This is a genomic window from Sphingopyxis sp. NJF-3, assembly GCF_053514865.1.
On sequence record NZ_CM130726.1, the window covers coordinates 1845439 to 1866464 of the forward strand.

Below are 21026 nucleotides of genomic sequence, written 5' to 3' on the forward strand. Positions count from 1 at the left end.
CCAAGGGAGAATCGTCAATGGACATGGAGTTCAGCCCCGAAGACCTCGCCTTCCAGAAGGAAGTGCGCGACTTCATCGCCGAAAACTACCCCGCGGACCTCCGCGGCAAGCAGGACGAGGGCGACGAGCTCACCAAGGAGGATTTCCTCTCCTGGCACCGCATCCTCCACAAAAAGGGCTGGGTCGCGCCTGCATGGCCGGTCGAATATGGCGGCACCGGCTGGACCCCGACCCAGCGCTTCATCTTTTCCGAGGAAACCGCGCGCGCCGACTGCATCCGCCTGATGCCCTTCGGCCTGTCGATGGTCGGCCCGGTGATCTACACCTTCGGCACGCCCGAACAGAAAGCGCATTTCCTGCCGCGCATCCTGTCGGGCGAGGACTGGTGGTGCCAGGGCTATTCGGAGCCGGGCTCGGGCTCCGATCTCGCCTCGCTTCGCACCACAGCGGTGCGCGACGGCGACGACTATATCGTCAACGGGCAAAAGACCTGGACGACGATGGCGCAGCACGCCGACTGGGGCTTTTTCCTCGTCCGGACCGACAAGGAAGCGAAGCAGCAGGAAGGCATCAGCTTCCTCCTCATCGACATGAAATCGCCCGGCATCACCGTGCGCCCGATCATTACGCTGGGCGGCGAGCATGAGGTGAACGAGGTCTTCCTGGAGGACGTCCGCGTGCCGCAGTCGCAGCGCGTCTACGAGGAGAACAAGGGCTGGACCTGCGCCAAGTTCCTGCTCGCGCACGAACGCACGGGCATCGCCGGCGTCGCGGCGTCGAAGCGCGGGGTCGAGCGCGTCAAGGCGATCGCCAGGACCGAACTCGACGGCGACCAGCCGTTGCTCGCCAACGCCTTCTTCAAGCGCAAGGTCGCCGAGCTCGAAATCGACCTGACCGCGCTCGAATTCACCGAATTGCGCGGCCTCGCGGGCCCGAACGCCGGCAAGGGGCCGGGACCCGAGTCGAGCCTGCTCAAGATCAAGGGCAGCGAAATCCAGCAGCGGCTGACCGAACTGACGCTGGAGGCGGTCGGCCATTATGGCGCGCCCTATTTCCGCGGCTTCGGGGAGGGCGACAACGAGCATCCCATCGGCCCCGACTACGCCCATCGCGCCGCTCCGACCTATTTTAACATGCGCAAGACGACGATCTACGGCGGGTCGAACGAGATTCAGCGCAACATCATCGCGAAGATGGTTTTGGGGCTCTGATAAGCGCGTCGCCCCCGCGAAGGCGGGGGCCGCAATCGGCCTTGCCCATCACCGCAGTATAGAACGACAGCGGCCCCCGCCTTCGCGGGGGCGACGGGGATAGAAAAATGGATTTCACCTACACCGAAACGCAGGACATGATCCGCGACACGCTGGCACGCTTCCTCAGCGACACCTATGATTTCGAAACGCGCCAGAAATTCATCGACAGCGACGAAGGCCGCGATCCGGCGATCTGGACCGCGCTCGCGCAGGACCTCGGCATGCTCGGCGCGTCCTTCGCCGAGGAGCATGGCGGGCTCGGTGGCGGCGCGCTCGAAAATGCGATCATCATGGAGGAACTGGGCAAGGTCATCGCGATCGAGCCTTACCTCCCGACCGTCGTGATCGCGGGCGGCGCGCTCAAGGCCGTCGGCGGGGCGCAGGCCGACGCGATGATCCCGGAGATCATCGCCGGCAATGCGATCATCGCCTTCGCCTATGCCGAACCGCAGGGCCGCTACGACCTCGCCAACCTCAAGACGAGCGCGAAAAAGGACGGCGCGGGCTGGGTGCTCAACGGCCACAAGAGCGTCGTCATCGCCGCGCCCTGGGCGACGCACCTGCTCGTCACCGCGCGCACCGGCGGCGCGCAGCGCGACCGCGACGGCGTGTCGCTGTTCCTGATCGACGCGAAGCTGCCCGGCATCGTTCGCCGCGACTATCCGACCGTCGACGGCAATCGCGCCTCCGAGATCTATTTCGAGAATGTCGCGATCCCCGCCGACGCGCTGCTGGGCGGCGAAGGCGCGGGCCTGCCGCTGATCGAGCAGATCGTCGACGAGGCGACGGTTGCGATCTGCGCCGAGGCGACCGGCGTGATGCAGAAGCTTCACGAAGGCACGCTCGAATATACGCAGCAGCGCAAGCAGTTCGGCGTGCCGATCGCCAAGTTCCAGGTCCTCCAGCATCGCATGGTCGACATGTTCATGGAGGTCGAGCAGGCCCGCTCGATGACGATCATGGGCACGCTGAAGCTCGACCTGCCCGAAAAGGAACGCATGGCGGCGGTGTCGGCGGCGAAGAACAAGGTCGCCCGCGGCGCAAAATTCGTCGGCCAGAACGCGATCCAGACCCACGGCGGCATCGGCATCACGCAGGAACTGGCCATCGGCCATTATTTCAAGCGCGCGACACTGATCGAGGGCCAGTTCGGCAGCGCCGATCATCATATGGACCGCTACGAACGGCTCGCGCTCGCGGACTGAGGAACAGGCCCCTCCTCTTCGGAGGAGGGCCCCTCAATAGGCCACGTCGACCGCGATCCGCAGCGTACGGGGCCGTAGCGGGGTCAGATAGCCCGCGCTCCCCTCGACGAAGGGGGTGCCGAGCGCGAAGCGGTTGCCGCGGGCATCGAACAGGTTCGTCAGCGTCAGCGACAGTCCGCGCCGTTCATTGCCGATACGCGCCGCGAGCCCCGTGTCGACATAGTCGCCCTGGCCTTCGCCGAGGATCGGACCGATCCCGAGCCGCGACGGCCCGACATAATGGGCCCAGCCGTTGACGCGAAAATCCTCGTCGCCGATCGGGATCGCATAATTCACCGCGCCGCGAACGGCATAGCGCGCAATGTTGGGAATCTGTCCGAGCCGCGCCAGAAGTGTGGAAAACTGGGGCGTCTCGCCATCGGCGCTGAAACGCGTCGCGATCGTGCGCAATTCGCCGGCAAACAGCTCGTCGACCCGGCTGTGGTTGTAGACCGCGCCGACCTCCAGCGACAGCGACGGTATCGGCTGCACGGCGAAGGCGCCCGAAATGCTCGTGATGCGCCCGTCGCCGATATTGGCCGTGCTGGGAAAGCCGTTCGAATCGATGAAATCGGCCTGGATGTCGCGCCAGCGACTGTACGAGACAGAAATATGGGCGTCGAAGGGGGTCCGACCCTTTTCGCCAAAGCGCACACCGCCTTCCCAGGTGCGGACCTGATCGTTGCGGAACCGTCGTACGAAGCTGCTGTCGATCGCCAGCCCGCCGGGGCGGAAGCCCTCCTGATAGCGGGCGTAGAGCGTGACATTGCGCACAGGCTTCGCGAGCACCGAGAAGGAGGGGAGAAGGTCGGTCTCGGTCCGGTGCGCGGTGACCGCGCGTTCGGCCATCGCGATCGCGAAGGGCACGTCCTCGCCACTGCCGCCGAGCCGCGCGTGCGACACGCGAAGGCCGCCGGCAACGAGCAGCTTGGGCATCAGCTCGACCGTCGCTTCGCCATAGCCGGTGAATTCGGTGATGCGGTTGGTCACCCCGGTCAGCGGCGCCTGGAAAGAGAGTTCGCCATATTCGCGCTGCTGGCGCGTCCGGTTATCGACGAAGCTCGCACCGACCACCCAGCCCAGCCCTTCGTGGAACGGCCGCGACAGCCGCGTCTCGCTGACGAACATGCGCGTCCGGTTCGACTGATCGAGCACGCGCGGCTCGCCGTCGGCGCCGCTCGCATCGAAACGTTCGAACAGGCGATGGCTGATGAAGGCGTTCGATGACTGGAAATGCAGGCCGCCCCAGTCCTTCGCGACGACGAGCGTCGCCATGCCATAGCGCGCGCGGGCATTCTGCTCGACCAGCGAATAGCGGGTCAGCGGCGGCGCATCCTTGTCGGCATATTGCGCGTCTTTCGATGTCGTCGCCTGATAGACGCCGCCGAGATCGACAGTCCAGTCGTCGCCCGCGTCGAGGCGGAAGGTGCCGCGGCCGCCGCGGACATGGACGCGGTTGACGTCGTCCTGCCCGCGCAGCGGATTGTCGATATAGCCGCCGTCGGTCAGCATATAGCCGACAAGGCGCAGCGCATGTCGGTCGCCCACCGGCACATTGGCGATCGCGCCGAGATCGCCGCCCGGATCGCCGTGCTGGGTCACCGAGGCGCCGGCGATCGCCTGCAATTCCATCCGATCGGGAGTCGGTGCCTTCGGCACGACGCGGATGATGCCGCCAAGCGATCCCGCACCATAGAGCGTACCCTGCGGACCTTCGAGAATCTCGACGCTGTCGACGTCGTAGAGGCGCAGGTCAGGGTCGGGCGCGTTGTAGCTGAGGCGGATATCGCCCAGATATTGGCCGACCGTCGATTGGGTCGGGCCGGTGAAGCTCGAATCGGCGATGCCGCGGATGAACAGCTTGTTGCGCCCCGATCCCAGATGGGTCGAGGAAACGGTCGCCATGCGCGCGAGGATCGATTCCATTCCGCGCTCGCCGCCGAACGCCAAATCGCCGCCATCGAGAACGGTGGCGACGCCCGCAAACTGCGAATGGGGAAGATCGGTCTTCGACGCGGTGACGATGATCTCGTCCTCGGGCCGCGCGACGCCGTCGGGGGCCCGGCCTGGTCGCGTCGCGCGGGGCGGCGGCGAGGTCGCGCGGCGCGCGACGCGCGGCGAGGGCAGGCGCCGCTCGATGCGCCAGCTCGTTTCGCTCACGCGCACTGCGCGCGCGTCGGAGCCGGCGAGCATGCGGCGGATCGCATCCTCGACGCTCATCCGCCCGCGTACGGCCTTGACGCGGCCGTTCCACAGGTCGGCGTCGGCGACGCTGATGCTGACCCCCGCCTGGCGGCTCAGCACCGGCAAGGCGGTCGACAGATTGCCCGCCGGAACGTCGAACCGATGCTGCTCCGCCGCCTGCACCTGGGCGGGGACGCATAGCGCGGCGGCCGCGATCAGGAGGGGAAAGCGGCCTGCCATCTCAGCGTGTCAGCACCCAGCCGTCGCCCTGCCGTTCGGCGCGCGTGCCCGACAGCGCGGCGAGGTCGGCGACGGTGCGGCCGCGGTCCTCGGCGATGATCAGCGCGCCGCGGAAGGACAGATCGCCCGCCTCGGGTGCGATGCGGATCTCCATCCCCGCAGTGCGCCGCAGGTCGTCGGCGACGTCGGTCAGCGGGGTTCCGTTGTAGACGAGCAGGCCGGTGCGCCAGCCGCCGATATTGGCGACCTCGACATCATGGACCTTCGGTGCTTCGCGGCTCCCATCGGCGGCATCGAGCCCCTGTCCGGCGGCGACACGGACATTCTCGCGCCGCGGATTATAGGCGATGACGCCTTCGGACACCGCGACCGACGTTCCCGCGTTCCGGCGGACGACGTTGAAGGCGGTGCCGAGGTCGACGATCTCGGCCTTGCCCGCCTCGACCACGAACGGATCACCATCGCGGTGGACGACATGGAACATCGCTTCGCCGCGTTCGAGCCGGGCGAAGCGCGGGCGATCATCGTCGAGCGTCACCAGCGACGCGCCATTGATCTCGATCTTCGACCCGTCGGCGAGCGTGATGGTGCGGTGCTCGCCCGCCGCGGTCTCGATGCGGTTCGCATCGCCGAGCAGATTGAAGCTCGAAACGCTCACCACCGCGACGAGCGTGGCGGCGACCGCCCCGCCGAACCAGGCGCGGCGCGAGGGACGGCGACGCACTGGCGTCTCTTCCCACACGACCTGCGGTTTCGCGGCCGGAGGCAGCGCGTCGAGGTCGGCGTCGAGGCTGGCGATCGCGTCATAGGCGTCGGCATGGCCGGGATCTTCGGCCAGCCAGTCCGCAAAGGCGTCCCACTCGGCAAAGCTCGGGTCGCGCTGGCGGATCATCCAGTCGATGGCGCGCGCTTCGATGTCGGAGTGCAGGTCAGGGCGCATCGAACTGCCTCCTCACCGCGGCGAGCGCGGCATAGACCTTGCGCAGATCGGCTTCGACCGTGCTCAGGCTGATCCCCATTTCGGCGGCGATATCGCGCTGCTGCGCGCCGTCGACGCGAAAGCGGCGAAAGATGCGCGCGGGGCGTTCGCCGGTCGCGGCGATCGCCTGTTCGACGAGCATGAGCTGCTCGCGCGAGATCAGCGCGCTTTCGGCCGAGGGTTTCTGGACGGCGGCGCTTTCGCCCCACGCCTTGTCGCGGAGCTCGCTCTGGCGCGCCGAGCGATAGCGGTCGAGCATCAGATTGTTCGCGGCGCGCATCGCATAGGCGAGGGGGTCGGCGACCGGCCCCATGCGGCGCTCGGCCAGACGCATCCACAGGTCCTGGAACAGATCCTCCGCCGCATCGCCCGCGCCGCGCACCACCAGGAAACGCACGATGCGTTCGCGGTTGGCGAGCAATACGCCTTCGATGCCTTGCGCGGCGTCGGTTCGATCGGTCGCCTGGGTCATGCTTCGCTTGATTAGGAACGCCGTTCGTTGTGAGCCGGTACCCGCACCCCTGGCCCGGTACGTCCCCCTGATGGCGCCCTCATATAGCGGCTCGGCGAGCGCGCGCAACCGCGGCGCAGGAATGAAGGGGTGAGGGGAGGCTGCCAGAGCGAGCATCAACGTCTATCCAAAAAAGCCCTAGGCAAGGGGGAAGCAGGGTGAGGAGGGCTTCCCCCTTGCGGGCGGGACCGACCCGGGGGGCGTTGGGTCGGTCCGCATATCGTGCCGGCCTTACAGGCCGACCTTGAGGCTGGCGCGGAACGACCAGCCGAAGTGGCTCTGCTGTTCCTCCGCGGAGACTTCGCCGCCGACCTGGAAGGCCGAGTTTCCGGCGATCGCGCGCAGGCGGCCGACCCAGCCGCTCGTGCGCTCCTCGGGGATCAGGGTGAAGGCGTCGCCGTCCTTGAACGAGGCGACCGTCGCGCCCAGCGAGCCGCCGACCAGTTGACGCCGGCCAGCTTCGACCTCGAAGCGCGTCCAGCCGTCATATTCGTCGTTGCCGCCGAAATCGAGGCCGACCGCCACCGTCCCGGTCACCGCCAGCTCGTCGCTGCTGCGGCCGAGCACATTGAGGTCGAGCGCGTCGCCGCCGCCGGTTTCGGTGTAGCCGTCCTCCTTCAGCTTGTAATAATCGACCGCGACCATCGGGCGGAACGACAGGTTGCCGCTCGTCCGCGCGTCATAGGCGACCGAGCCCGACGCCGAATAGAGCGTGCCGTCCCATTTCCCGCGCATCGTCTTGTCGATGTCATCGGCACCGGCTTCGGCGCGGAAGTTACGGGTGCCCTTCATCTTGATCGGCGCGCCCGACACGCGGGCATTGGCCATGAAGCCGTCCGACCGCAGGCGCCAGTGCAGCGCGCCCTCGAACTGGCTCGTGCTCACCTCATTGTCGTTGCTGCCGTTGCCGTCCTTGCCGCTGAGGAAGGCGACCGACCCACCGAAATTGCCGACATCGGTCTTAATCTCGGCGCCGAGCGAGATGCCCCAGCCGGTGACGTCGTAGCTCGCGGTATCGCCGATACCCTTCGAGGTACCCCAGACGGCCTGGTTGACCCAATAACCCCATTTGCCCTCGTCCTGGAACGGAGCGTTGGGATCCTGGAGGTAGCGGGCGAGCGCGCGCGAGCCGGTGGTGACGGTTTCGAACACGCCGCCCTCATGCTCGGGCAGCATCTGCTGGAGCTGGCCGCGGAACTGCTCGCCGTCGGCGATGCGCAGGAACACGCCCTCGATATCCTCGTCGGCTCCCAGCGCCTCGAACGCCGCGTCGAACGCGCTCGCTTCGGAACGGTTGAGGCCGAGTTCGCTGACGCTCTTGCGCGACACGTCGACGACCAGCGTGTTTCCGCTCGCCGTCAGCTCGCCCTTGTAGAGGAAGGGGAGGAGCGTCGTTTCGGCGGTCAGATTGTCGGCGCCCGTCAGCGAGCCCGCCGACAGCACGACATGCTCGCCCTCGGCGCCGTCGATGCTGGTGAGCTGGAGCGCGAGCTTCGAATCCTCGTCGAAGCTCGCATTACCGGTCACCGTCAGCGCGGTGCCGCCGTCGCCGCCGTCGAGCGTCACGCCCAGCACGCCCTCGCCGGCGACCGACAAGGAGGCAATCGTCGCCGCACCCTGGACGTCGAAGACGCCGCCGTCGACGCTCACGCCAAGCCCCGCCGAATTGGCGAGCGTGCCCGAGAAGATCGACGAGCCGCCGATGCTGAGCGTGTCGCTGCCGCCGCCGAAATCGGCGAGCCCGGTGAAGCGCGACGAGCCCTCCATCGCGATGCTGTCGTTGCCGCCGCCGAAGGTCGCGTTGCCGGTATAGGCGGCGTCGCCCGAGAGTTTCAGCTGGTTGTTGCCGGCGCCGAAGCTCGTGTTGCCCTTCACCGTGCCGTCGGCGATATCGAAGACGTCGCTGCCGCCGCCGAAGCGGACGTCGCCGACGATGCTCGGCGCGGTCTTGCCTTCGCCGACCGCGATCTGCTTCACCGTCGCGCCGCCCGCATTGGCGACGAGGTCGATCGCGATATTGTCGGCGGCGTCCTTGCCGCCGGTAGCGCTGATCGCACCGCTGTTCTCGACCAGATCGACATTGCCCGACAGGTCGACGATCGCGCGCGCGGTGGCGTCTTCGCCGCCGACCTTGGCGCTGACGGTGCCGCTGTTGCGGATCAGGCCGACATTGCTGCCCGCCTCGACCAGGATCGCGGTCGCGACTGAGTCGGCCGCCTTGCCGCCGGTGGTCGCGTCGACCTTGCCCGAGACGCGGATTTCGGGAACCGTCGCGCCCGCGCCAATTCGCATCGCGGTGGCCGAGGCATCCTTCGAAATCGCGTTCACCGCGCCGCCGACGCTGACGCCGCCCGAAATATCGACCGCGCCGCCAAGGCCGCCGATCTGGAGGCCCGTCGAATCGACGCCGGTGTAGACGCCGCTGCCGACGACCCCGCCGTTGATGATCAGGCCGAAATTGGTGCCGGTACCGGCGACCGCGCCGATCGTGATGTCGCGGCTCGCCGAGCCGACCTGCATCGCCGGCGCCGATCCGAAGGAGCGCACCGCGGCCGAGCCTTCCTTGGCGTCCTCGATGCCGTCGTCATCCTCGTCCTTGTCGGTTTCGCTCGAGTCCTTGGGCGGGACCGACAGGATGATGCCGCCGGTGACATCGCCCTCGATCGACAGCGCCGGGCCGCCCTGCAGCAGATCGTCGGCGTCGAGCTTCGAGGGGTCGGCGGGCGCGGTGGTGTAGCGATAGCCGCTCGCGGTCAACTCGCCCTGCACCTCGAGCGCGCCGGTGATGTCGCCTGTGAGCTGCGCCGCCATGGCGTTTTCGCCGATCGCCGCGATCTTACCGGCAAGGCGGACGTTGCCGGTGACGTCCTGCAGCCCGACGCCGAGCGCATTGTCGCCGAGCACCGAAATGGTGCCGTCATTGGTGAAATTGCCGGTCAGTGGACCGCCGAGGCGAATGCCCGCCGAATCATTGCCCTCGATCGTGATCTCGCCCGAATTGACGATATTGCCGGTGAAGGCGCCGCCGGTCGCGATGCCGGTGCGATTGCTGCCGACCGCGAAGGGGCCGTCGATGTCGCCGTCATTGTCGATGTCGGTCGGGGCATAGGGTTCGTTGATGATGATCTTGCCGGTCGCGGCGTTGGTGATCGACCCCGTCACGCCGGCATTGGCGAAGATGCCCGTCGCGCCGTTGACATTGCCGATCTCGATCATGCCCTCGTTGACGACCTTATTGTTGCTGTCGATCGTGACCGCGGTCCCGCCGGTGGGCTTGATCGAGCCGTCCTTGGTGATCTTGATGTCGTCGGGTGCGCCCGACTTGATCGTCGAGGTCTTGACCGGCGTCGTCGTGGCGGTGGAGATCGTGGTCTCGGCGTGGGCGGGCATGGCGGCCATCGCGGCCAGGCAGGTCGACGCCAGCAAAGTCTTGCGCATGAAATTCCTCTTGTGATCGGTTCGGGACGTCCTCCCGGGGACAATCGCAAGACGGAGCCCGCGCCGCCGGGCCTTGAAACTATTTTGTCGGCGCGATGAAGGCGTCGTTCAGCGCATCGTCAGGCGCGATCGCTAGGCTGGCGGCATGATGAACATATCCCGTGTCCGCGCCCGTCCTCTGGCTCTTGCGCTGCTCGCCGGCGCGCTCGCCGTTCCCGCCTGGGGCCAAACGGCGCAGGATTGGGAAATCGGCCCGGTCATCCGCGGCAAGAATTATTCGGTCGGCATGCCGCTGCGTCCTGCGCAGGGAAGGGGACAAAGCTGGTCATTCGATTTTCCCCGCGCTCCCGACGGACGGGGGCGCGGGGGGCATGTCCATTATGTGACCTTCGATCCCGGCAGCCTCGTCGGCAAGACCCAGATCAGCGTTCGCTATCGCATCGACGCCGCGCCCGGCGTCCGCTTCGTCCCCCAGCAATACCCCCAGCAAACCGCCGGGGTCAGCCTCTATTTCCAGCGCCGCGGCGACAGCTGGACGGCGAAAGGACGCTATCGATTCTATCGTTGGTATGCATCGCCCAAGACGATGCAGACGATCGAACCCGGTGTGCACGAACTGACCGTGCGGCTCGACGATCCCCGCTGGGGGGCGGTGATGAATGGAAACGCCACCACCAATCCGCGCGAATTCCGCGAAGCGCTCGAACAGACCTCGCGCGTCGGGCTGGTGTTCGGATCGATCGGGGGGCGCGGGCACGGCGTCTACGCGACGGGCCGCGCGCGCTTCACGCTGCTGAGTTTCCGCATCTCCTGAGCGCTCTATGTTCGCCCGCTGAGCGGTGATATGGGTCGCGGCGATGGAACGTCACGCCTCCTGCCATTGCGGCCGGCTCGTCCTCCGCTGCGTGGGGGAGCCGTCGAAGGTGTCGATGTGCCATTGCCTCGACTGCCAGCGGCGAACCGGGTCGCTGTTCAGCATCGCCGCCTTCTTCCCGCGCGAAAGCGTCGAGCGGACGGCGGGCACCGCCAGCAGCTTTACCCGCCCGTCGGCCAGCGGCTTTGACGTCACCTTCCACTTCTGCCCCGAATGCGGATCGTCACTGTGGTGGGAACCCGCGCGCCTGCCGCATCTGACCGGCGTCGCGGCAGGCGCCTTCGCCGACCCCGGCTTTCCGATGCCCGAGCAGGCGGTGTGGTGCGAAGACCGGCACCCGTGGCTGGAATTGCCGGCGGAGGTCGTCGCACACGCCAGAAATCCGACAAAAATCGCGCCGGGCGAATGAGGGCGATCGACCGAAGGCCAACATATCTTCGTCGTCATCCCGGACTTGATCCGGGATCCATTGGCTCAAACGTCGCGTGAATGGATCCCGGATCAAGTCCGGGATGACGAATATCTATACCGACTGCTGAGCGACAACCCGCGTCTCATAATGTCGTCATTCCCGCGAAAGCGGGAATGACGAAGGTGGGGGATGTCGGGTTCCCACCTCAAAGCGACGATTCCGGCCCGCGCAAGCAAACCGCCATGCCCAATCGGCGGACAGGGTGGGATTCGAACCCACGGTGAGCTTGCACCCACGGCGGTTTTCAAGACCGCTGCCTTAAACCACTCGGCCACCTGTCCTACGCCTGCCGCCATAGCGTTCGCCCGCGTGGCGGCAAGCCCAAAGCGGACCGGCTCCGTCCGGCGCGCAATTGACTCGGACCGTCGACAGCCGGGATGGTCAAGCTGCGGCGACCTGTGTCACTCTTTGCTTGGAGCCCGACGGCAAGAGGCTCTATGGGTGGGACATGATGCGCAGCAAGAGTTTCAGAATCGGGCGACTTTTCCACTTTGCAGGGGTCGTGCTCTCGGCGTGGATGCTCACCGCCTCGGCACCGCTTCACGCCCAGGGCAGCGGCGGAACCGGCTTCGACGCCTATGTCCAGTCGCTGTGGCCCAAGGCAGAGGCGCGCGGCGTGTCGCGCGCGACCTTCGACCGGGTGACGGCGGGACTGCGCTACAATGCGCGCGTCGTCGCGCTCGACCGCGACAATCTCGGCGCGCCGCCGAGCCCCAACACGCCGATCCCCGCCTTCGCGCCCTACAGGGTAAAGCATGTCGATGCCGCGCGGATAAACGGTGGTCGGCGCGTTCACGACCGGCTGCTGCCGCTGCTGTCGCGTATCGAGCAGCGCACCGGGGTGCCGACCAGCATCATGATCGCGATCTTCGGCCACGAGACCGCCTACGGCGCGGTCACCGGCAATTTCGACCTGCCCGAGGCGCTGGCGACGCTCGCCTATGAAGGCCGCCGCCGCAGCCTATTCGAACCCGAATTCCTCGCGACGCTCGAAATGGTGCAGAAGGGCGTTCCGCGCGAGGTGCTGAAGGGAAGCTGGGCGGGGGCCTTCGGCTATCCGCAATTCCTGCCCTCGGTCTATCTGCAGGTGGCCGAGGACGGCGACGGGGACGGGGTCGCGCGTATCTGGTCGAGCGAGGCCGACGCGATCGAATCGATCGGCTCCTATCTCCGCCGCGCCGGCTGGCGCGCGGGGCAGCCGTGGGGCGTCGCGGTGCGCGTTCCCGCCGGCTTCGATCGCAACCGCTTCGCGACGCGTCTTCAGCCAACGCGCTGCCCGCGCGTCTTCGCGCGCTACAGCCGTTGGCGCAGCCTGGCCGAGTGGCGCGCCGACGGATTCCAGCCGATCAACGGGCGCTGGCCCGACGGACAAATCCAGGCAACCCTGCTCGAACCCGACGGCCCCGGAAACACCGCCTATTTGCTGACGGGCAATTATCGTGCGATACTCGACTATAATTGTTCCAACTTTTACGCGCTTTCTGTGGGGTTGCTGGCGGATGAGATCGATCGTTAGGGGCGGGGTGCTGGCCGGAGCGGCGTTGATGCTCGCGGGTTGTGGAAGTTTCGATGGCAAGCGCGAGGGCGGCCCCGCCGCGGGTCCCGCGCCCGCGCCGGCCGAAACGCTCGTCCCCGACCGCCCGGTCAAGATCGGTGCGCCCTATGCCGTCGACGGCGTCACCTACACCCCCGCCGACATCGCCGATTATGACGAGGTCGGCTATGCGAGCTGGTACGGCGACGAACTTGCCGGCAGGCCGACCGCCAACGGCGAGGCCTTCGATCCCGCCGCGATCAGCGCCGCGCACAAGACGCTGCCGCTGCCGAGCTATGTCGAGGTCACCGCGCTCGACACCGGGCGCACGATCCTGGTCCGCGTCAACGATCGCGGGCCGATGGCGAACGACCGGCTGATCGACCTGTCGCGCGGTGCCGCCGAGCAACTCGGGCTCAAGCCCGGCGTCGCCGGCGTGCGCGTGCGGCGGACCAGCCCGCCCGCGGCCGAGCGCGCGCAGCTTCGCGCCGGCAAACCCGTTCCCGCGCGGATCGCGACGCCCGACTCGCTGCTCGCCATCCTGCGCAGCAAGCTGACCGGCAAGCCTTCGCCCGCCGCGATCGCAGCCGGGGTCGCGAAACCGGCGACGCCCGCCGCGCCGCCGCGCACTAGGCCCGGCGACGACCGCTTCATCGTCGAAGGTCCGGGCGGCAAGGCGCCGCCCACCGCCTCGGCTCCGCCCAAACCCGCACCGCAGCCGACACCGGCGCCGGCTGCGGCATCGGGCAGCTACGCGGTGCAGGTCGCTACCTTCAGCACCGAAGCCCGCGCCAGTGCCACCGCGAAGGTGGTCGGCGGCCATGTCGGCAAGGCAGGCAATCTTTGGCGCGTCCGCATGGGTCCCTTCGCGAGCGAGGCCGATGCGAAGGCAGCGCTCGGCAAGGCCCATGCGAAGGGGTTCCGCGACGCCGTGGTCGTGCGCGACCGCTGACGGACCTCGCATGCGGCGCCGGACCATCCTCGAACGAAGCGGAGCGGGGCTCGTGCTGGCCGCGCTGGCGCTTGCTGTCGCGCCGTCCGCCGCGCCCGCGGGCGCCGCCCCCGCGCATGCGCCGGCGAGCCGCCCGCTCTACACCACGCAGGCGCCGATCGTGATGCTCAAGGATCTCGATTCGGGCGCGATCCTCTTCGAGCGCGGCGCCGACAAGCGCTTCGCGCCCGCCTCGATGGCGAAGGTGATGACCGCCTATGTCGTGCTCGACCTGATCGACAGCGGCAAATTGTCGCGCGACAAGCGCTTCACGGTCAGCGAGGCGACGTGGAGGAAATGGAACGGCAGCAACGGCGGCTCGACCATGTTCCTGCGCGCGGGCGAGACGGTGTCGGTCGACGAACTGCTCAAGGGGCTGATCACCGTTTCGGGCAATGACGCCGCCGCGGCGCTCGCGGTCGGGATCGACGGCAGCGAAGAAGCTTTTGTTCGCCGGATGAATGATATGGCGGCCACACTTGGTATGAAATCCAGCCGTTTCGGGACCCCCAACGGCTGGCCCGACGGCGGCGTGACCAAGGTCAGCGCCGCCGACCTCATCACGCTCGCCGACCGGCTGATCCGCGATCACCCCGGCGGCTATGCCCGCTATTTCTCGATCCCGAAGCTCCAGCACGGCAAGGCGCCCGACGGCACCCCGATCGTCCAGCCGAACCGCAACCCGATCCTCGGGCGCTTCGACGGCGCCGACGGGCTCAAGACCGGGCACACGGCGGAAGCCGGCTATTGCTTCCTCGGTTCGGCGAAGCGCGGCGGACGGCGGCTGATCATGGTCGTCGCGGGAATGAAGAGCGAAAAGGCGCGGCGCGACGAAGCCGAGCGGCTGATGACCTGGGGATTCGAAGCGTGGGAGGGCCGCGAGATCGTCCCCGCGGGCGCCAGCGTTGGCCGGCTCGACGTCGGGCAGGGTGCCCAGCCCAGCGTCGCCGCCGAAGCCGCGATCCCGGTGCGGATGACGGTTCCCAAGGGTTTTGCGGGCGGCTTTCGCGCGACGATGCGCGCGCGCGCGCCGCTTGCCGCGCCGGTCGAACGCGGCAGCCGGATCGCCGAGCTTGTCGTCGCCCCCGACGGCCTGCCGCCGCAGGTTACGCCGCTGCTCGCCGCGAACGACGTGGGGAAGGGCGGCTGGTTCGATCGCGCGCGCACCGGCTTCTACCGGCTGACCGGCTGGTGAGCGGGCGCTTCATCACGCTCGAGGGCGGGGAAGGGGGCGGCAAGTCGACCCAGCTCCGCGCGCTCGCCGCCGAACTTGGCGCGCGCGGGATCGAGGTCGTCGCGACGCGCGAGCCCGGCGGCAGCCCGGGCGCCGAAGCGATCCGCTCGCTGCTGATGGAGGGCGCCGAAGACCGCTGGGACGCGCGCGCCGAGGCTTTGCTTTTCGCCGCCGCGCGCGCCGATCATGTCGCGCGCACGATCCGCCCGGCGATCGCGCGCGGCGCGTGGGTCGTCTGCGACCGTTTCGTCGATTCGAGCCGCGCCTATCAGGGCGGCGGCGGCGGCCTGACCGACGCCGATATCCTCGCGCTCCACGGCGTCGGATCCGAAGGATTGCTCCCCGACCGCACCTTCCTGCTTGGCGTCAGCCCCGGCGAAGCCGCGCGCCGCCTGGCGGTGCGCGACGCCGCGGGCGCCGACCGCATGGGCAGCAAGCCCGCCGACTATCAGGCGCGCCTCGCCGCGCGCTTCGCCGAGATGGCGGCGGCCGAGCCCGAACGCTGGCGGGTGATCGACGCCGACGGCCCCGCGGAGGCCGTCACCGCGGCGATCCTCGCCGACCTCGCGGACTGGCTGCCATGATCGGCCACCGCGACGCCGAGAGCGCCTTCCTCGAAGCCTGGGCGGCGGGACGCCTCCACCACGCCTGGCTGCTCGCCGGGCCGCAGGGTATGGGCAAGGCCGCCTTCGCCGCGCGCGCGGCGCGCTTTCTCGTCACGCACGGTCGCGGCGGCGAGGGCGGCGAACCGCTGACCTTCGCCGACCCCGGCGATGCCGCCGCAGGCCGTCTCGTCGACGCGGGCAATCACCCCGAGATACTCACCCTCGCGCGCCAGCCGAAGGACAAGGGCAAGGAGCTCGCGCGCAACATCACGATCGACCAGGTGCGCCAGATGATCCGCCGCCTCCACCTGTCGCTGTCGCTGGGCGATTGGCGGGTAATCATCGTCGACGCGGTCGACGATCTCGAAACCGATGGCGCCAACGCGCTCCTCAAGACGCTCGAGGAGCCGCCCGCGCAGACGCTTTTCCTGCTCGTCAGCCATTCGCCCGGACGCCTGCTGCCGACGATCCGGTCGCGGTGCAGAACGCTGCGTTTTCAACCCGTTGACCGTGACGTCATGGCCTCATGGCTGCACGAGATGCGCCCGATGCTCGACGCCGCCGAGGTGCGGGCGATCGCGGGCGCGTCGGGCGGCGTGCCGGGCAAGGCGCTCGCGCTGATCGACAGCGACGTCGCGGCGATGGAGAAGAAATTGCTCGCGATCACGACCTCGGGCGATCCCGGCAACCGCCTGCGCGAGGCGCTCGCGCGCGAGGTCGGCGGGACGAGCAACCGCGAGCGGCTCGAACTCGTCATCGACATCGTGCCCGGCCTGCTCACCCGCCTCGCGCGCGAACGCCCGGTCGCCGAGATCGCGCCGGTGCTCGCGCAGTGGGACCGCGTGCAGCGCACCGTCCGCGACGCGATCCGCGGCTCCTACGACGGCGCGATGGTCGGCTTCGAAATCGGCAATTGCCTGGCGGAACTGGCGCCCAAAACCTGACCGTCGCCCCCGCGAAGGCGGGGGCCGCTGGAGGTTTGCGCAGCCGTGAAGGGCAGGACCGATAGCGGCCCCTGCCTTCGCAGGGGCGACGGGATGCTTCCCCTCGTGCCCCGCACCCGCTAAGGCGCGCGCATGTCCGAAACCCAGCAACCCTTCTACATCACCACCGCGATCAGCTATCCCAATGGCCGCCCGCACATCGGCCACGCCTATGAGGCGATCGCGACCGACGTCATGGCGCGGTTCCAGCGCGCGCGCGGCCGCGAGGTGCGGATGGTCACCGGCACCGACGAACATGGGCTGAAAATGTATCAGACCGCGCGCGATCAGGCGCGCGCGACGATCGACCTTGCTGACGAAATGTCCGGATATTTCCGTGCGATGTATGCCAAGCTGAATATCAGCTATGACAATTTCATGCGCACGTCGGACCCCGCGCATCACGCGGCGTCGCAGGCGATCTGGCGCGCGATGGCAGCGAACGGCGACCTCTATCTCGACCGCTACGAGGGCTGGTATTCGGTCCGCGACGAGGCTTTCTACGACGAAAGCGAACTGAGCGAGGGGGAAGGGGGCGCCAAGCTCTCGCCCCAGAACACCCCGGTCGAATGGACCGTCGAGGAAAGCTGGTTCTTCCGTCTTTCGGCCTATCAAGACCGGCTTCTCGCGCTCTATCGCGACAATCCCGACTTCATCCGCCCCGAAAGCCGCCGCAACGAAGTGCTGCGCTTCGTCGAGGGCGGGCTCAAGGATTTGTCCGTTTCGCGCACCAGCTTCGACTGGGGCGTGCCGGTGCCGGATTCGCCGGGACATGTGATGTATGTCTGGGTCGACGCGCTCACCACCTATCTCTCGGGGCTCGGCTATCCCGATGCCGACAGCGACTTCGCGCGTTTCTGGCCCGCCAACATTCACATGATCGGCAAGGATATCGTTCGTTTTCATACGGTTTACTGGCCGGCTTTCCTGATGAGCGCCGGTCTGCCGCTGCCCAGGCAGGTGTTCGGCCACGGCTTCCTCCTCAACCGCGGCGAGAAGATGTCGAAATCGCTCGGCAATGTCGTCGACCCGATGGACCTCGCCGAGCGGTTCGGGGTCGACGCGCTGCGCTATTATCTGCTCCGCGAGGTCAGCTTCGGCCAGGACGGCAGCTATTCGGCCGAGGCGATCGTCCGCACCGCCAACGCCGACCTCGCGAACAGCTTCGGCAATCTCGCGCAGCGCAGCTTGTCGATGATTTTCAAGAATTTGAGCGGCGTACTGTCAGCAGACTATCAGGCGGCGGCCGAGGATGAGGCGCTGCTCGCCGACCTGCTCGACATGGCGCGGACGCGCCTGCCGCGCGAGTTCGAACAGCTCGCTTTCTCGGTCGGGATCGAGGATTGGATTCGCGCGGTCTTCGCCTGCAACCAATATGTCGATGCGGCCGCGCCATGGGCGCTGCGCAAGACCGATCCCGAGCGGATGCGCGCGGTGCTGATGACGCTGTTCCAGGCGGTGCGCACGCTCGCGATCGCGATCCGTCCGGTGGTCCCGGCGGCCGCCGACGCGCTGCTCGACCAGATGGGCATCGCCGCCGACGCGCGCGATTTCGCGGCGCTCGCCGATGCGGGCTGGTTCGCGAAGCTCGCCGAAAGCGGCTTCGCGGTCGGTCAGCCGGTCCCGATCTTCCCGCGGCTCGAACTGCCCGAAGGAGAGGGGGAAGGGGAGGAGGCAGCCGCCTGATGCTCGTCGATTCGCACTGCCACCTCAATTACAAGGGGCTCGCCGAGCAGCAGGATGAGGTGCTGGATCGCGCGCGCGCGCGCGGCGTGACCGCGATGCTCAACATCGCGACGCGCGAGAGCGAGTGGGACGAAGTGCTCGCCGCCGCCGAAACGAACGACGATGTCTGGGCGAGCGTCGGCATCCATCCGCACGACGCCGACCAGCATCCCGATGTCGATACCGCCAAGCTGGTGGCGCGCACCGCGCATCCGCGCGTGATCGGCATCGGCGAGACCGGGCTCGACTATTATTACGACAAGAGCGGCCGGACGCGGCAGCAGGACAGTTTCCGCCGCCATATCCATGCCTCGCAGCAAACCGGGCTGCCGATCATCGTCCACACCCGCGATGCCGAGGCCGACACGCTCGCGCTGCTCGGCGAGGAGATGGGCAGGGCGCCCTATCCCGGCGTCATCCACTGCTTCACCGCGAGCGACGATTTCGCGAAACAGGCGATCGAGCTCGGCCTCTATATCTCGATCTCGGGCATCGTGACCTTCAAGAACGCAGCCGATCTGCAGGCGACCGCCAAATGGCTGCCGCAGGACCGGCTGCTCGTCGAAACCGACTCCCCCTTCCTCGCCCCCGTCCCGCATCGCGGAAAGCCGGGCGAACCCGCGTTCGTCGCCGACACGCTCGCTTATCTCGCCCATCTGCGCGGCGAGGATCAGGAAGTGCTGGCGGCGGCGACCAGCGAAAATTTCTACCGTCTTTTCAATAAGGCGCAGCCATGACGTCACACCGCGTCGATTGTCCTGGAGCAGCGCACCATAGATCTGAACCGTTTCCCCGAGCGAAGACGAGGGGCCATGCCGAGCGAAGCCGAGGCTCCGACGCCGGTTGGTTCTTGCTTCGCTCGAACGCGCCCCTCGTCTTCGCTCGGGGATTCGGCAATTCAGATTTCATGGGGAATCCGAACCCATGAAGCTGCGCATTCTCGGATGCGGCACCTCGTCGGGGGTGCCGCGGATCGGCAACGACTGGGGCCGGTGCGACCCCGACAACCCGCGCAACCTGCGCAGCCGCGCCTCGATCATGGTTTCGCTCGGGGGCTTCCGCCTGCTCGTCGACACCAGCCCCGACATGCGGATGCAGCTGCTCGACGCGGGCGTGGGGGAGGTCGACGCGGTGATCTGGACCCACGAGCACGCCGACCACACCCACGGGCTCGACGATCTCCGTCAGATCATGCACCTGCGCGGTTCGGCGGTGCCCGCCTACGCGCGCGACCATGTGCTCGACATATTGAAATGGCGCTTCACTTACGCTTTCGCCGGCAATGCAGGCTATCCGGCGTCGGTCGACCCGATCGAGCTTCTCGACCATCAGTCGATCGGCCCGATCGAGGTGTCGGCGCTCGAAATGCCGCACGGGCCGATCAAGGCGAGCGGGCTTATCTTCAGCGATGGTGCCCACAAGATCGGCTATGCTACGGATTTTTCACGCTTTACGGAAGAGATGGTTGATTTCTTCCAGGGCGTAGACCTGTTCGTGATCGACGCGCTGCGTCGCTATCCGCATCCGACGCATCCGCATCTCGCGATGAGCCTCGAAGGCCTCGCCAAGGTCGGCCATCCGCGCGCGATCATCACGCATATGGACAATACGATGGATTATGACGACCTTGCGGGCGAATTGCCGCCGGGCGTCGAGCCGGGCTATGACGGGCTGGAGGTGCAACTATGACGATGGAATCAGGCGCCGACATGCTGTGGTTCGCGATGGCGTTCACGCTGGTGGTCAGCGCGCTCGTCGCGCGCCAGCTCAAATTGGCCGACTGGCTGAAGATGGGGCTCGCGTGGCTCGCGATCTTCGGGCTCGTGTTCATCGCGATCCGGACCTATCAGCTCGCAGCGGGATGAAGGCGCCGAGAGGGGTTTTCCGATCCGGCTGCATGATAATTTAACATAATATATATTATCGGATAAAATGATGTCGAGCGACGCGGCCCATCCCCCCAGTCCCCCCATCGACCGGCTGCTCGCGATCATGCGGCAATTGCGCAATCCCGATGGCGGCTGCGAATGGGATCTCGCGCAGGATTTCGAGACGATCGCACCGTACACGATCGAGGAAGCCTATGAGGTCGCCGACGCGATCGCCAGCGGTGATCCTGCCGCGATCTGCGACGAACTCGGTGACCTGCTGCTCCAGGTCGTCTTCCACGCCCAGATCGCCGCCGACCGTGGCCTGTTCGGCTTCGACGATGTCGCGAACACGATTTCCGCCAAGATGGAACGGCGCCATCCGCATATCTTCGGTGACGCCACGACGGCGGACGTTCGCCAGCAATGGGAGACGATCAAGGCGGCCGAGCGCGCGGCCGCCGGCCCGCAAGGCGCGCTGGCCGGCGTCGCGCTGTCGCTGCCGGCGCTGCTGCGCGCGCAAAAACTGCAGGGCCGCGCCGCGCGCGTCGGTTTCGACTGGCCCGATGCCGAAGGCCCGCGCGACAAGATCGCCGAGGAACTCGCCGAAGTGGCCGAAGCCGAGGACCACGCCGCGCGGCACGAGGAGGTTGGCGATCTGCTCTTCGCCGTGGTCAATTATGCGCGCAAGCTCGGGGTCGACGCCGAGGACGCGCTGCGCGACGCCAACGCCAAATTCGCGCGGCGCTTTGCCGCGATGGAGGACCGCGCCGGCGGCACCCTCGCCGGCCTGACGCTCGACGCGCAGGAGGCGCATTGGGGAGCGGTGAAGAAGGCCGAGCGCGGGTAGTGATATCTGTCATCCCGGCGAAGTCCGGGATCTCGCCGGCG

18 protein-coding genes and 1 tRNA gene are annotated in these 21026 nt (G+C 67.6%); 14 read left to right on the forward strand and 5 right to left on the reverse strand.

Annotated elements, in window-relative coordinates; translation table 11 throughout:
- Positions 1-17: 17 nt before the first annotated feature.
- Together ACOTSS_RS09035 and ACOTSS_RS09040 are read left to right on the forward strand one after the other, a co-directional pair.
- The gene (locus tag ACOTSS_RS09035; RefSeq protein WP_448691156.1) at positions 18-1211 is read left to right on the forward strand and encodes an acyl-CoA dehydrogenase family protein; all 1194 of its coding nucleotides are present in this window, start codon (positions 18-20) and stop codon (positions 1209-1211) included.
- 107 nt (positions 1212-1318) lie between these two features.
- Complete coding sequence (locus tag ACOTSS_RS09040) at positions 1319-2458, forward strand: acyl-CoA dehydrogenase family protein (protein WP_448691157.1); 1140 nt, start codon at positions 1319-1321, stop codon at positions 2456-2458.
- 33 nt (positions 2459-2491) lie between these two features.
- Here the strand turns inward: ACOTSS_RS09040 and ACOTSS_RS09045 are convergent, their stop codons facing one another.
- The 4 genes from ACOTSS_RS09045 to ACOTSS_RS09060 all read right to left on the reverse strand — a co-directional run bounded on the left by ACOTSS_RS09045 (position 2492) and on the right by ACOTSS_RS09060 (position 9849).
- Positions 2492-4921, reverse strand: a complete 2430-nt coding sequence (locus ACOTSS_RS09045) for a TonB-dependent receptor domain-containing protein (protein WP_448691158.1) — start codon at positions 4919-4921, stop codon at positions 2492-2494.
- 1 nt (position 4922) lies between these two features.
- Positions 4923-5861, reverse strand: coding sequence for a FecR family protein (locus tag ACOTSS_RS09050; RefSeq protein WP_448691159.1), 939 nt, complete (start codon positions 5859-5861; stop codon positions 4923-4925).
- On the reverse strand, positions 5851-6372 hold the full coding sequence (locus ACOTSS_RS09055) for an RNA polymerase sigma factor (RefSeq protein ID WP_448691160.1): 522 nt from the start codon (positions 6370-6372) through the stop codon (positions 5851-5853). The genes ACOTSS_RS09050 and ACOTSS_RS09055 overlap by 11 nt, the downstream gene beginning before the upstream one ends.
- Before the next feature lie 270 nt (positions 6373-6642).
- A complete protein-coding gene (locus ACOTSS_RS09060; protein ID WP_448691161.1) occupies positions 6643-9849 on the reverse strand; it encodes an autotransporter outer membrane beta-barrel domain-containing protein in 3207 nt (1068 codons plus the stop codon).
- Positions 9850-9994: 145 nt separating this feature from the next.
- On the opposite strand from ACOTSS_RS09060, the gene ACOTSS_RS09065 reads away from it, so the two are divergent.
- Together ACOTSS_RS09065 and ACOTSS_RS09070 are read left to right on the forward strand one after the other, a co-directional pair.
- A complete protein-coding gene (locus ACOTSS_RS09065; protein ID WP_448691162.1) occupies positions 9995-10663 on the forward strand; it encodes a hypothetical protein in 669 nt (222 codons plus the stop codon).
- Between the two features lie 43 nt (positions 10664-10706).
- Positions 10707-11132: a GFA family protein gene (locus ACOTSS_RS09070; RefSeq protein WP_448691163.1), complete on the forward strand. Its 426-nt coding sequence runs from the start codon at positions 10707-10709 to the stop codon at positions 11130-11132.
- 257 nt (positions 11133-11389) lie between these two features.
- On the opposite strand, the gene ACOTSS_RS09075 is transcribed toward ACOTSS_RS09070, so the two are convergent.
- Positions 11390-11476 (reverse strand) — tRNA-Ser (locus ACOTSS_RS09075).
- A gap of 236 nt (positions 11477-11712) precedes the next feature.
- Here ACOTSS_RS09075 and ACOTSS_RS09080 point away from each other — a divergent pair.
- The 10 genes from ACOTSS_RS09080 to mazG all read left to right on the forward strand — a co-directional run bounded on the left by ACOTSS_RS09080 (position 11713) and on the right by mazG (position 20985).
- Positions 11713-12711, forward strand: a complete 999-nt coding sequence (locus ACOTSS_RS09080) for a lytic murein transglycosylase (protein WP_448691316.1) — start codon at positions 11713-11715, stop codon at positions 12709-12711.
- Positions 12695-13681, forward strand: a complete 987-nt coding sequence (locus ACOTSS_RS09085; protein WP_448691164.1) for a septal ring lytic transglycosylase RlpA family protein — start codon at positions 12695-12697, stop codon at positions 13679-13681. Before ACOTSS_RS09080 ends, ACOTSS_RS09085 begins: the two co-directional genes overlap by 17 nt.
- A 10-nt stretch (positions 13682-13691) precedes the next feature.
- Entirely contained in the window at positions 13692-14915 is a 1224-nt protein-coding gene (locus ACOTSS_RS09090; protein ID WP_448691165.1) for a D-alanyl-D-alanine carboxypeptidase family protein, read from the forward strand.
- Positions 14909-15538 (forward strand): dTMP kinase, encoded by a 630-nt coding sequence (gene tmk / locus ACOTSS_RS09095; RefSeq protein WP_448691317.1) that lies wholly within the window; start codon positions 14909-14911, stop codon positions 15536-15538. Before ACOTSS_RS09090 ends, tmk begins: the two co-directional genes overlap by 7 nt.
- Positions 15535-16503 (forward strand): DNA polymerase III subunit delta', encoded by a 969-nt coding sequence (locus ACOTSS_RS09100; RefSeq protein ID WP_448691166.1) that lies wholly within the window; start codon positions 15535-15537, stop codon positions 16501-16503. Before tmk ends, ACOTSS_RS09100 begins: the two co-directional genes overlap by 4 nt.
- 132 nt (positions 16504-16635) lie before the next feature.
- Positions 16636-18228 carry a methionine--tRNA ligase gene (gene metG, locus ACOTSS_RS09105; protein WP_448691167.1) on the forward strand — a complete coding sequence of 531 codons (1593 nt, stop codon included), beginning with the start codon at positions 16636-16638 and terminating at the stop codon, positions 18226-18228.
- Entirely contained in the window at positions 18228-19004 is a 777-nt protein-coding gene (locus ACOTSS_RS09110) for a TatD family hydrolase (RefSeq protein WP_448691168.1), read from the forward strand. Before metG ends, ACOTSS_RS09110 begins: the two co-directional genes overlap by 1 nt.
- 187 nt (positions 19005-19191) lie before the next feature.
- Positions 19192-19956, forward strand: coding sequence for an MBL fold metallo-hydrolase (locus ACOTSS_RS09115; RefSeq protein ID WP_448691169.1), 765 nt, complete (start codon positions 19192-19194; stop codon positions 19954-19956).
- On the forward strand, positions 19953-20132 hold the full coding sequence (locus ACOTSS_RS09120) for a hypothetical protein (RefSeq protein ID WP_141237224.1): 180 nt from the start codon (positions 19953-19955) through the stop codon (positions 20130-20132). The genes ACOTSS_RS09115 and ACOTSS_RS09120 overlap by 4 nt, the downstream gene beginning before the upstream one ends.
- Positions 20133-20199: 67 nt before the next feature.
- Positions 20200-20985 carry a nucleoside triphosphate pyrophosphohydrolase gene (gene mazG, locus ACOTSS_RS09125; RefSeq protein WP_448691170.1) on the forward strand — a complete coding sequence of 262 codons (786 nt, stop codon included), beginning with the start codon at positions 20200-20202 and terminating at the stop codon, positions 20983-20985.
- Positions 20986-21026: the final 41 nt, after the last annotated feature.

Coding starts and splice junctions, on each gene's coding strand:
- ACOTSS_RS09035 (WP_448691156.1), top strand. CDS start 18: ATGGACATGGAGTTCAGCCCCGAAGACCTCGCCTTCCAGAAGGAAGTG.
- ACOTSS_RS09040 (WP_448691157.1), top strand. CDS start 1,319: ATGGATTTCACCTACACCGAAACGCAGGACATGATCCGCGACACGCTG.
- ACOTSS_RS09045 (WP_448691158.1), bottom strand. CDS start 4,921: ATGGCAGGCCGCTTTCCCCTCCTGATCGCGGCCGCCGCGCTATGCGTC.
- ACOTSS_RS09050 (WP_448691159.1), bottom strand. CDS start 5,861: ATGCGCCCTGACCTGCACTCCGACATCGAAGCGCGCGCCATCGACTGG.
- ACOTSS_RS09055 (WP_448691160.1), bottom strand. CDS start 6,372: ATGACCCAGGCGACCGATCGAACCGACGCCGCGCAAGGCATCGAAGGC.
- ACOTSS_RS09060 (WP_448691161.1), bottom strand. CDS start 9,849: ATGCGCAAGACTTTGCTGGCGTCGACCTGCCTGGCCGCGATGGCCGCC.
- ACOTSS_RS09065 (WP_448691162.1), top strand. CDS start 9,995: ATGATGAACATATCCCGTGTCCGCGCCCGTCCTCTGGCTCTTGCGCTG.
- ACOTSS_RS09070 (WP_448691163.1), top strand. CDS start 10,707: ATGGAACGTCACGCCTCCTGCCATTGCGGCCGGCTCGTCCTCCGCTGC.
- ACOTSS_RS09080 (WP_448691316.1), top strand. CDS start 11,713: ATGCTCACCGCCTCGGCACCGCTTCACGCCCAGGGCAGCGGCGGAACC.
- ACOTSS_RS09085 (WP_448691164.1), top strand. CDS start 12,695: ATGAGATCGATCGTTAGGGGCGGGGTGCTGGCCGGAGCGGCGTTGATG.
- ACOTSS_RS09090 (WP_448691165.1), top strand. CDS start 13,692: ATGCGGCGCCGGACCATCCTCGAACGAAGCGGAGCGGGGCTCGTGCTG.
- ACOTSS_RS09100 (WP_448691166.1), top strand. CDS start 15,535: ATGATCGGCCACCGCGACGCCGAGAGCGCCTTCCTCGAAGCCTGGGCG.
- metG (WP_448691167.1), top strand. CDS start 16,636: ATGTCCGAAACCCAGCAACCCTTCTACATCACCACCGCGATCAGCTAT.
- ACOTSS_RS09110 (WP_448691168.1), top strand. CDS start 18,228: ATGCTCGTCGATTCGCACTGCCACCTCAATTACAAGGGGCTCGCCGAG.
- ACOTSS_RS09115 (WP_448691169.1), top strand. CDS start 19,192: ATGAAGCTGCGCATTCTCGGATGCGGCACCTCGTCGGGGGTGCCGCGG.
- ACOTSS_RS09120 (WP_141237224.1), top strand. CDS start 19,953: ATGACGATGGAATCAGGCGCCGACATGCTGTGGTTCGCGATGGCGTTC.
- mazG (WP_448691170.1), top strand. CDS start 20,200: ATGATGTCGAGCGACGCGGCCCATCCCCCCAGTCCCCCCATCGACCGG.